Source organism: Nostoc sp., from assembly GCF_036916575.1.
Taxonomy (GTDB): domain Bacteria; phylum Cyanobacteriota; class Cyanobacteriia; order Cyanobacteriales; family Nostocaceae; genus Nostoc.
The window spans coordinates 40,927-52,375 of record NZ_JBALGC010000114.1 but is presented as its reverse complement, the minus strand read 5'-3'; the positions used below and the strand labels follow the sequence as shown (position 1 = coordinate 52,375).

Annotated in this window: 9 protein-coding genes and 1 pseudogene; 5 read left to right on the top strand and 5 right to left on the bottom strand. The window is 42.7% G+C overall.

What is annotated here, in order from left to right; translation table 11 throughout:
• The 5 genes and pseudogenes from V7L29_RS25495 to V7L29_RS35625 all read right to left on the bottom strand — a co-directional run.
• The coding region (locus tag V7L29_RS25495) for an Npun_F0296 family exosortase-dependent surface protein (protein WP_334737181.1) at positions 1–681 on the bottom strand (681 nt) is incomplete at its 3' end.
• Between the two features lie 650 nt (positions 682–1,331).
• Positions 1,332–1,553 (bottom strand): DUF6745 domain-containing protein, encoded by a 222-nt coding sequence (locus tag V7L29_RS25490; RefSeq protein WP_442944259.1) that lies wholly within the window; start codon positions 1,551–1,553, stop codon positions 1,332–1,334.
• Positions 1,460–1,669, bottom strand: a complete 210-nt coding sequence (locus V7L29_RS25485) for a hypothetical protein (RefSeq protein ID WP_334737180.1) — start codon at positions 1,667–1,669, stop codon at positions 1,460–1,462. Before V7L29_RS25485 ends, V7L29_RS25490 begins: the two co-directional genes overlap by 94 nt.
• A gap of 54 nt (positions 1,670–1,723) precedes the next feature.
• Positions 1,724–2,149: a hypothetical protein gene (locus V7L29_RS25480; protein ID WP_334737179.1), complete on the bottom strand. Its 426-nt coding sequence runs from the start codon at positions 2,147–2,149 to the stop codon at positions 1,724–1,726.
• Positions 2,150–2,192: 43 nt separating this feature from the next.
• A pseudogene (locus V7L29_RS35625) lies at positions 2,193–2,420 on the bottom strand (hypothetical protein).
• Between the two features lie 439 nt (positions 2,421–2,859).
• Between V7L29_RS35625 and topA the strand changes: the two are divergent.
• From topA to V7L29_RS25455, 5 genes are all read left to right on the top strand, one after another.
• Complete coding sequence (gene topA, locus V7L29_RS25475; protein WP_334737178.1) at positions 2,860–5,511, top strand: type I DNA topoisomerase; 2,652 nt, start codon at positions 2,860–2,862, stop codon at positions 5,509–5,511.
• A 464-nt stretch (positions 5,512–5,975) separates the two neighbouring features.
• On the top strand, positions 5,976–6,116 hold the full coding sequence (locus tag V7L29_RS25470; RefSeq protein ID WP_334693411.1) for a hypothetical protein: 141 nt from the start codon (positions 5,976–5,978) through the stop codon (positions 6,114–6,116).
• A 22-nt stretch (positions 6,117–6,138) separates the two neighbouring features.
• Entirely contained in the window at positions 6,139–6,588 is a 450-nt protein-coding gene (gene aroQ, locus V7L29_RS25465) for a type II 3-dehydroquinate dehydratase (RefSeq protein WP_334737183.1), read from the top strand.
• A gap of 100 nt (positions 6,589–6,688) precedes the next feature.
• Positions 6,689–7,633 carry an ADP-ribosylglycohydrolase family protein gene (locus V7L29_RS25460; protein ID WP_334693412.1) on the top strand — a complete coding sequence of 315 codons (945 nt, stop codon included), beginning with the start codon at positions 6,689–6,691 and terminating at the stop codon, positions 7,631–7,633.
• A 490-nt stretch (positions 7,634–8,123) separates the two neighbouring features.
• Positions 8,124–10,883 (top strand): HD family phosphohydrolase, encoded by a 2,760-nt coding sequence (locus tag V7L29_RS25455; protein ID WP_334737177.1) that lies wholly within the window; start codon positions 8,124–8,126, stop codon positions 10,881–10,883.
• Positions 10,884–11,449 lie beyond the last annotated feature (566 nt).

Here is an 11,449-nt window from a genome sequence, read left to right as displayed (position 1 = left end):
AGCACTCATAACACCCAACGCTAGCAAGCCCAATGTTGCAGTAGGTTCAGGGACACTAGCTAATCTGTAGCTATGGTTATCAGTTTCAAATGCAAGGCTAGTTGATCTCAAAACTACTTTATCAAAAGTCTCTCCTATACTAGTATTTGCCAACAAATTAACATAGACATTATTTGCACTACCACTCTGTTGACCATCGGCTGGAGCGCCTGGAACATCTGCGCCACTAAATGTTTTTAGTAGATTACCTTTACTATAGACATCCACATAGTTATATGCGTCTATTGACCCCCAGTAGAGACCAAAGTAATCAACAGCCTTAGCAAAGGTAATAGTTTCATTACCAGTGTTTCCTGCAATATTTTGTCCGTTAGCTTGGACACCTTGTGGCGCAACCGTTAAGTATTTGCTGGTATCACCGAAGGGGCTAGCATATTGACCATCTACACTCCCTTGAACAATTCCATTGGTTGCAGAGTAAGTAACAAATCCGTTTGGATCGGTTGCTGTCCCGGAATTGAAGTTGATCGTTGTAGCTCCTTGAATATTAGTATATTGACCTTCTCCTGCAACAGGTGTGGAACCTCCTTTAGTCAGGGTAACAGCACCAGCTGGGTTAGCACCCATCAAAACAACTGCTGTTCCAACTAAGGCTAATGATAGTTTTTGCAGAGTAGACATTGATTTATTTCCTTAAACATTTGATACCCATACCTTGGCATACCGTCCTGGTATTTGTGTAGTAGGTAGGAATTATTTTTATCAAAAAAATTTATTGACTCAATAAATCTGAAGATAGAAAAAAGCTATTTAAAATCAATAATGTAAACACAATTATCTTCTAAGTCATCTACATATATATACGTAGTTTAATATTAAAATTAGATAATTATTAAACATCGCATCTGCAACTCTACCGTCACACTGGCTTTACCGGATATTGGTAAAAAAGGTAACATTGCAGGCATTATTAAAAATGACTTGCCCCAGTACAGGATTCATTCACGCCTTGCGTGTTTCACCTGAAATGAAATCAGTGCGTGAAGATTCGCTGGGTAAATTGGGGAATTGATCCAGAAGAATTTGCTGTGCAAACCTGAATTGTGAGTTGGACAACAAGCTAAAAAAATAGTAAATTTAACAATTCAAAATTCACGCATTAAAGACATTTACATAAGGGGATTTAAATCCCGACTGAAACTGATGCTACGTGTAGACGTAGGGGTCTTAAACCGCTTGATTTACGATAAAAAAATTAGTTCTTCATCAACATCAGCATCAATTTTTAATAGTGTGTATTCAGTCCAAGTATCTAATTCAATAGCTTGCAATTATTCGCAAATTCTGCCGTAACCTATACCCTGAATTAGTACTCGCCGTAGTTCGGCATTTTCTTCTGTTAAAAGCCAAGTAGCTTGCCATTGTTGCGGGTGGATTTTACCGTATTTTTCAGGCAAGGTTACACCATGATATGAGTAAAGGCTATATCCATCGGTAAATTCAATGGCGGATTCGCCTTCAGCGTGGAGGCGATTTTGATTGTCGAAGCGCAGTGAAGCAGGCGATCGCAGACAATATAAATATTTTCGTAAGGCAGAATCCAGCTACAATACTTTAGTAGCGACTGTAAAGCTTGCCATTGTATTTGGTTGTAAAAGCAATTTAACACCGAAATATAAAAATCTAAGTAACTGCACGCGCACGAATATAATTGAGCTTTAAATCAAGGACTACGAAGATTAGTTTCCTGTTGAAGTTTAATTTTTAATTCTACTCTTAATATATCTTCCAGTATATTTAAAGTTGATGGTACAACAGTAAGTATTTGGCTGATGACTTGACTGTCTAATTGATATGTTAGTTGTCCATATAATTCATTTGTAAATTGGTACAATAACTGGTTGTAAAATTCAGTATTCAATCGTTGCTTTAGTTGTTTTTGAATAACAAGTTTTAGACCAGCATACGGACTTTCACAAAAAATAATTTTAGGCTGTTGTTTACGAATTGCTATATACCCAGATTTTATCGCTTCTACAGCTTTATCTTTATCGAGACGCTCAGTAGAAAACGCGATCGCTCTCCACTTCTGGCGATAAACTGGAATTAAAGCCTCTTGCTCAGGCGTTAACTTTTCAATCAGTGACATATCGCCAACCTTCAGGCTCGTATTCTCGCTGAATTTTCACCATTCAGTTACCTTGGGGAATAGAAATAGTTTTATGCTCCTCATGAACTAGGAATGCGGACTCTGAAAACACACGCAAATAGACTGTGCTATCTTTTTCGTATAATTCTGCGTTTCACTCACTAATGCGATGTTTATGCCCGGTAACTTCGCCTTCTGCCAAAGTTAAGTGAGGTATTTTTTGTCCTTCAATTTGCTGCACAGGCAGTAAGATTACATCACCTTGACGAATCGGTTACATGGTTTTGCTTTCCTGACATGGGTACAAACCCCACTTCGCTTTTGCTCTCAAGTTTGGTTTAATTTTGGCACAAGCTTTATGAAAGTGGGCATTGGGCAAAATGAAAAATTTTACCTCTTTCTGCTCTGCTCCCTCATTGACAAAAAATATCGTCGTCTTACACTTCTTGCGGGGTATTTTGAAAACTGTAGTCGCCAATTATGCGTTAGATAAGTTAAAGATTGAAATAGCTGGAAATTCACACCCAGCGTTACCCTCCCCTATCCTCTGGGAAAGACTGAGTCCTAAGTTCAGCGCATTTTCTCCCAAGCAGGCAGTTTATGTAAGGATTAAATCACCGCCCTAAGCGTGACCTTTTATCTTGACAATTTGTAAAAATTACCTCAATTTGACTGTTTAGCTTAGCAGCTATTCTTTTTTTGAAATTTCCATGTCAACTCTCGTCATCGTCGAATCTCCAACCAAAGCTCGTACCATTCGCAACTACCTGCCATCAGGCTATCGGGTGGAGGCGTCTATGGGTCATGTGCGTGACCTCCCCCAGTCGGCTAGTGAAATTCCCGCTGCCGTCAAGGGGGAAACATGGGCGCAGCTAGGGGTAAATGTGGACGCCGACTTTGAACCGGTATATGTTGTCCCGAAAGACAAAAAGAAAATTGTCACTCAGCTCAAAGAAGCCCTCAAAGATGTAGATGAACTGATTCTGGCAACGGACGAAGACCGGGAAGGTGAAAGCATTAGTTGGCATTTATACCAATTGCTGAAGCCAAAAGTTCCGACTAAGCGGATGGTGTTCCACGAAATTACCCAAGACGCTATTAAAAAAGCGTTGAAAAACTGCCGCAATATCGATGAACAGTTGGTTCGCGCCCAAGAAACGCGGCGGATTTTAGATCGACTTGTGGGCTATACCCTGTCTCCACTGCTATGGAAAAAAATCGCCTGGGGATTATCTGCTGGGCGAGTGCAATCTGTAGCCGTGCGACTTTTAGTTACTAGGGAACACCAACGCCGCGCTTTCCATGAGGGTACGTACTGGGATTTGAAAGCTAGTTTGTCTAAGGAAAAAACCCCCTTTGGTGCCCAACTGGTCACATTGGGAGGAACCAAAATAGCTAACGGCAGTGATTTTGACGCAGCAACCGGACAAATTACCGCAGGTCGCAATGTCTTATTGCTCAACGAAGACCAAGCAGTAGCGCTCAAGGAACGCCTGACTGGAAAAACCTGGAGTGTTAACGACATTGAGGAACGCCCAGTGACGCGCAAACCGGCGCCACCGTTCACCACCTCGACGTTGCAACAAGAATCTAACCGAAAACTGCGCCTCTCAGCCCGTGACACGATGCGGATTGCCCAAAATTTGTATGAGCAGGGTTATATTACCTATATGCGGACAGATTCGGTGCATTTGTCAGATCAGGCGATCGCAGCTGCTCGTAATTGTGTAGAAAAGCTCTACGGTCAACAATACCTTAGTCCCCAACCTCGGCAATACACTACCAAATCCAAAGGCGCACAAGAGGCACACGAAGCAATTCGTCCAGCAGGTAGCAGTTTCCGCACCCCTCAAGAAACTGGTTTGGGCGGTCGGGAACTTGCCGTTTACGATTTGATTTGGAAGCGTACTGTCGCTTGTCAAATGGCTGATTCTCGGCAAACTCAAATTACCGTGCAATTGCAAGTTGAGGACGCTGGGTTCCGTTCTTCTGGCAAACGGATTGAATTTCCAGGATACTTACGTGCCTACGTTGAAGGCTCAGATGACCCGGAAGCAGCATTAGAAGACCAGGAAGTAATTTTGCCTAATTTGAAAGTGGGAGATCATCCAAATTGTACAGAACTAGAAGCTGTTGGGCACGAAACCCAACCGCCAGCTAGATACACTGAAGCTACTTTGGTAAAAACCTTGGAAAGCGAAGGTATTGGTCGTCCCAGTACCTACGCTAGCATCATTGGCACGATCATCGACAAGGGTTATGCCCAATTGGTGAGTAACGCTCTCATTCCTACTTTCACTGCTTTCGCTGTCACCGATTTGCTGGAAAAACATTTTCCGGACGTTGTTGATCCCAGTTTTACCTCGAAGATGGAGCAAACTCTTGATGACATTGCCACAGGTGAAGCGAAATGGCTACCATACTTGCAGCAATTCTATTTGGGAGAGAAAGGGCTGGAAACCCTGGTCAAAGAACAGGAAAGTCAAATTGATGCTACCAAAGCTAGGACTGTAGAACTGGAGAATCTAGACGCCAAAGTCCGCATTGGTAAATATGGCCCCTACATTGAAGTTGAAAATGGTAACGGAGTTGTCACTGCCTCAATTCCCAAAGACTTGACACCAGCTGACCTCGACCCCAAACAGGTAGAAGTATTGCTGCGACAAAAAACCACAGGCCCTGACCAGGTAGGTCGGCATCCCGAAACTGGTGAACCGATTTATGTGAAAATTGGTGCTTATGGACCCTATGTCCAATTGGGTGACAAGACTGACGAAAACCCCAAACCGAAACAAGCTTCTCTACTCAAAGGCGTCACCCCGGAAACCGTTACCCTGGAAATGGCTGTTGGTCTGTTGGCACTACCCCGGACATTGGGAGTTCATCCAGTCACTGGCGGCAAAATTCAAGCAAGTTTGGGACGCTTTGGCCCTTATGTCGTTCATGACCAGGGTAAGGAGGGGAAAGATTACCGTTCCCTGAAAGCTGCTGATAATGTATTGACAATTAGCCTAGAACGTGCATTAGAGTTGTTGTCCGAACCAAAAAAGGGACGCAGTTCCACCAACAGCAAGTCCAAGGCAGCCTTACGCGAATTGGGTATACATCCAGAGGACGGAGAAACAGTCAATATCTACGATGGTCCCTATGGTCCTTACATCAAGCATGGCAAAACTAATGTGAGTATTCCAGAAGGTCAATCGGTAGAAGATATAACGCTGGCTGCGGCGTTGAACTTGTTAGCAGCTAAGGCATCGACTGGGAAATCGACTCGCAAAACGAGTAAATCAACGAGTTCCAAATCTAAGTCAACTGCTAAGTCATCAACGACCGCTGCGAAAAAAAAGGGCACAAAAGGTTAATTGCAAGTCAGCTAATTTTGGATTTTAGATTTACGATAGCGTAGGGTAAAGCCTTCTCTACGAGAGGCTGCGCCAACGGCATAGCTTCGCTTAGAGCGACGTTCGCGTAAGCGTCTCCCCTTGGGAGAAGGAGCGTCTTTTAGATTTTAGATTTATTTCGCCTACTAGGGGCGTGGGCATGAACCCCAAAATTATTTTAATCCAAAATCCAAAATCTAAAATTCGTAGTCAAGAGTCCCAAGTTCGATCCTTAATATCCATCCTTGATAGGATGCAGTTCGGTAGGTTCAAGTGTGATACTGTAAAAAGTAAGGGAAAACACAACGCCAAATTTTAGAAGTGGCTTATGTCCCATATATGGGATTGTGTCTGTGCCCAGTTGGAAGCCAGAGGTGCGAAAATATGCCATTTTCTGCGTACCTGTTAATCAAAAATTGAGGTAGTATCTCAGGAGCGGTCAGTTCATGGACTATATAGAAAAGGTGCTGGAAAAGCTTAAGGAATTAGCGCGTAGGCTAATTGAGAGCCTGTTAGGGCCAAATGCTGAACCGGAACCGGAACTGATTCCGATTCCTGTGAACGATCGCTCACGCCGTCGCCACTAGCCCAAAAGTGCTAAACTCGACGTTGCAACCCTTAAGCATTCTGGCACTGCATGGGCCAAACTTAAATTTGCTAGGACAGCGAGAACCAGGAATTTATGGTTCGTTGACACTAGCTGAAATTAACCGCCTGTTAGAAGAAGAGGGATTCAAATTACAGGCGAAAGTTTTTCCTTTGCAGTCAAATCATGAAGGAATTTTGGTAGATACTATTCATGGCGCATTAGGAGTATATCAGGGAATTTTGATTAATGCAGGCGCATATACTCACACAAGTGTGGCATTGCAAGATGCGATCGCTGCTGTTAACTTGCCCACAGTAGAAGTACATTTGAGTAATATTTACCGCCGGGAAGATTTTCGCCATCATTCGTACATTGCTCCAGTAGCGATTGGGCAAATAAGTGGTTTTGGCGTCCAAAGTTACTTGTTGGGCTTACAAGCATTAGTAAATCATTTAAGAGTTGGGAGTTAGGAGTTAGAGTTAGGAGTTAGAAGTTGGTAGTAAAGTTAGGAATTAGCAATCTTTAATTAACTCCTCACTCCTGACTCCTCACTTTCTAACTATATAATTCATGCGTTACTCTCCTATAAGTCGGTTTAAAGGTACTTTACTCGGAGCATTCCTGGGGGAAAGTTTAGCTTCTGGTGGTGAAAAACAGTTTCAGAGTTACCCAGATTTGGGCAGAATGGCGGTTTTGAGTACCCAGAGTTTGATTGCGTTGGGTAGATTAGATTTAGATGATTGGATAAGCCGTCAGCAACAAGAATCTCTTCATTTAGCAGCAACTGATGACATATCGATAAAAATAATTATTTCCACACTACCAGTAGCACTTTTTTTTCACGAAAATCCAATTAAGCTCCGACAAAACTTGCTGCATATGCTAAAAATCTGGGAGGATGACCCAGTAGTACGGGATGGAATACTAGCAGTAGGATATGCGATATCTCTTGCCCTAACTGAAAAACTCGACCCCCTAACCCTCATCCCGCAAACAATTTCTTTTCTCGGAGAAACACCGACATCAATACCAAAAAATTTATTAAAAGTCCAGAATTTATTAGAGCAAGGGGCTGGATTGTCAAGGGCGCAAGCTGAGTTTGCTAGAGAAGAAAAACTCAGTAACACTATTGCTACAGCATTTTACTGCTTTTTGAGTACCTTGGAAGACTTTCGCCTTGCAGTTTTGCGGGCTACTCACAATGGCAATTCTAAAGTGGAAGATGCTACGCCTCTAAGCTCACAGGCTACAGGTGCAATTACTGGTGCTTTATCAGGAGCATATAACGGTACAGGTGGAATTCCCGTAAATTGGCAAGTCTTGCTCTTGCAGAGCAATTCTCCAGTATGGGGACTAACTAGTTTTTCTCAAATGTTAAAATTAACCGATGCATTTGTAGCAGTGTGGTCAGGAGTGTATGATGTTGCCCCAAATCCAAGGGAGTTAACAAAGGAGGGATGTGAGGTGGCTTTGCTTTCAGTTTATGCCGCTCCTCGCGTTATTCGGTCACGTTAATCCTATTTTCACCGAATAACGGTGCGGATGCCAAACGCTGAAGACTACATAATCTAGCCAAAAACTAAAAAACTTACTAGTACAGCTTGGCAAAAATCCAGCTACCATTTCAAACAACACAAGTTGCTCTGAGCAACTGGTTAAAGGTAAGTAAGTGGACAAGAATAAATCAAACTATATTACGCAATGTAAAATTAATTAAATTAGCTTATAGTAAGAGCTTCAGCCCTTAAAATAGGGCTGGAGCTGCTTACTACAAACCTTTAATTATTCACACCCACTTACTTAGGTAAACTTCCGCCAAGCTGTACTAGTTTTATATATTAGAATTTTTCCGCTAACCCTCGGACAGACTGATTCTGTAGGTAACTATTGGGCAAATTGGCAACAAAAAAGCCCCCGCCACCGTAGTTGCAGCAGCCGCAGAGCAAACTTCCCTGATGATTGTCTTTTTTTGAGCTATCAAAGTCGGCAATTACAGGCAGAGATAATGAAAATGCAGCAATTTTTGCAGTTCTTGACCCAGCAATTGACTTACTGGCGGCGACAGTACAAAGCTTTACGCCGTAAGGGAAAGTTAATCAGAAGTCCCAAAGGTAAAAGCCATAGAAGGGAACTTCTAAGGACTATGCTCAAGAATGTACTTCTGTTTTTATCAAAAACCAATGATAAAAGCGTAGGTATAGCCAGCCGTAGGCATCGCCGAAAACAAGAAAGAGCGCTCAAGTCAAAGGCAAAATCGGTCAAAACAAAAAGTAGTGTTTTTGCAGTTGGTTTAGACTGGGTACATGAACAGCGTTCCTCGGTGATTTTGGCGATCGCTGTAGTGTCACTCACAGGCATTATTGGATATAAATTATACAACCAAACCCAAATCCAAGTAGGAAATCTCGCGCCCCAGACGATTACAGCGCCTTACACAGCTAGCATCGAAGATCACAAAAAAACAGAAGCCGAGCGCAAAGTTGTCAGTAAAAGCTCCTTACAAATGTTGATGGTTGATACGCGAATGAACCAACAAATCAAGGAAAATTTGCAACAACTTCTGGATCATGGCAACGAAATTCGCAGCGTTGCTGGAGCTTTTCCTTTTTTTGCTCCTGTAGTTTTGTCCATCTCTACCCAGCGTTACCTGCGTTCTTGTCCTGACTTGGAATGGCAAGCACTGCTAGTAGCTATAGAAAATAGTAAAAATCAGCACAAAAAAGGAACAGGACAAACCGCCGCCTCATCCCGTTCATCATCTATAGCTGCACCCAATCAGGAACGCCAACCGCCCATAACACTAGCCAAATCTGATTCTCAAAGTTCACAGGTAAAACCACAGAAGACAGAGCCAGTTGATTTTTCTCAAAACACTGACTTTACTCAAGCAGTAGCAGAACTAGAATCTTACCGCGTCACAACTTCTGAGAAAAACTTGTCCTTACTGATTGCCCAAATTTATCAAGTACGCCAAAGATACACCCAAGCCACTGCCAAACTTTTAAAGTTAGAGACTGTTAGCTCAAAAGCAATATACCAGGAATCTCTCCTTTTGGATTTGTCAAATGTGGAGTGGGAAAAAACACAAATGGGAATCCATCAGAGTACAGAGCGAATTCTCACCCAAGGTATCCCACAGGGACTGCCAAAAAATATCTTAGAGGATGCGGTGAGTTTACAATTGCAAACCTTTGTACCAGAAAACGCCGAAACTTTGGCAAAAAACCTGTTGTTAGCTGTACTCAAGCCGAATCTGCAAAAAGATGAAGAACAAACCAGACAAAACGCTCAAAAGGCTGCTGCTGGTGTGCCACCCGTGATTGTGAAAATACGGCATGGTGAGGTGATTGTCAAAAAAGGACAGCAGATTACTGCATGGAACTTTGAGGTGTTGGAGCATTATCACCTAATTCGGCGGGACGTGAAATGGCAGGGGTTGGTAAAGTTAGGAGGCGTTATTGCGATCGCTATTGGCATTTTTGTCTGGGTAGAACGGCATATCAATTATGAATTGCGGCAACGTGATCGCCTATTGGTGTTATTGCTGACTCTGAGTGTGCCAGGAGTAATTGCAATGGAATTGCCTTATACTACCTGGAGTGCCCTTGGTTTATTGTTGGGAAGCTTCTACGGTCCCACCTTAGGGTTGACAGTTGTCGGATTGCTGTTGCCGATATTAGGAATTAGCTTGGAGATGAGCAAGGCTGCGCTTTTGGCTGGCGTAGCAGGAGGAATATTAGGTAGTTACATAGCACAACGATTGCGATCGCGTGAAGAATTGGCATTATTGGGTGTTGCGATCGCCTTAACTCAAGGAGGCATTTATCTGGTTGTTAAAATCTTAATTGGTCAAGCATTTGGTTCAACCTGGTATATCGTCCTCCGAGAAGCCGGATTGTTTGCTTTATCAGGCTTAGGCTGGAGTATTGTCGCCTTAGGCTTGAGTCCTTATTTAGAAAAAGTTTTTGATTTAGTTACTCCAATCCGTTTAGCGGAACTGGCAAACCCTAACCGCCCTTTATTAAAACGACTCGCTACTGAAACTCCTGGAACTTTTCAACATACCCTGCTTGTAGCTACCCTTGCTGAAGCTGCTGCCAAAGAATTAGGATGCAACGTTGAACTAGTCAGGGCTGGAACATTATATCACGATATTGGCAAGATGCACGACCCGCTTGGCTTTATTGAAAATCAAATGGGGGGGCCGAATAAACATGATACAGAGATTAAAAACCCTTGGAAGAGTGCAGAAATTATCAAAAAGCACGTAACTGAAGGGTTGGTGATGGCGCGTAAACACCTTTTGCCTACAGCGATTCAAGCTTTTATTCCAGAGCATCAGGGAACCATGCTGATTGCTTATTTCCATCATCAAGCCCAGCAAATGGCTCAGGAAGATCCAAGTTTAGCAGTAGACGACGCAGATTTTCGCTACGATGGCCCAATTCCTCAATCACGGGAAACAGGAATTGTAATGTTAGCAGATTCTTGCGAAGCGGCGCTGCGATCGCTGCAAGCACCTACATCAGCAAAGCATCTGGGAGAGAAGCGATCGCTCAAAGATGTCTCCAGCGAACAAGCTTTAACAATGTTGAATAATATCCTTCGTGCCAAATGGCAAGACAATCAACTCGTAGATTCAGGACTAACACGGGAAGAGATGTCACAAATTGCCCAGATATTTGTGGATGTTTGGGAGCAGTTTCATCACAAACGGATTGCTTATCCTAAGTTGAAGGCTAGTAGCGTTGCGCGTAATTTGTAATATTGAATTAGCAGTTGCTGCTAATGCTCAAATTATTACCACTCACAATATTAAAGATTTCCAATGTTTTTGGGAAAGGTATTGATATTTATAGTAAGTTATGGGATAAGCATTTTAAAAACAAAAAGACCAGCCTCCCACAGCTGGTCTGGAATATCTTTTTTGCGTTGTCTTCTCAAGAGAGTTAAAACCCAATTGCGTGTTCCCAAAATGCAACGGGCAACTTTTCTTAACAATATTGTAACAGCCAACACAGATTTTTCCGGAATATTCATCAAAAAAAGATATGAACAAAGCTTAAAAGCCTCTATCTATCAGGAGAATTCAGCAGATCGCAGGGTATAGATCAATACGCTTGGGTTAAGGCTAAAACTCTTTCTTCAAGTCAATTTTTTTAACGAACCGCCAAGGACGCAAAGGACGCAAAGAGAAGGAAGAAATTCTTAACCCAAGCGTATTGGGGATAGATGGGGGAGGTGAGGAAGATGAGGGACAGAGGGAGCAGAGGGGAAATAACCAATGCCCAATGACTAATACTTCTTTACCTTGGGTTGCGCCCTAAGCGT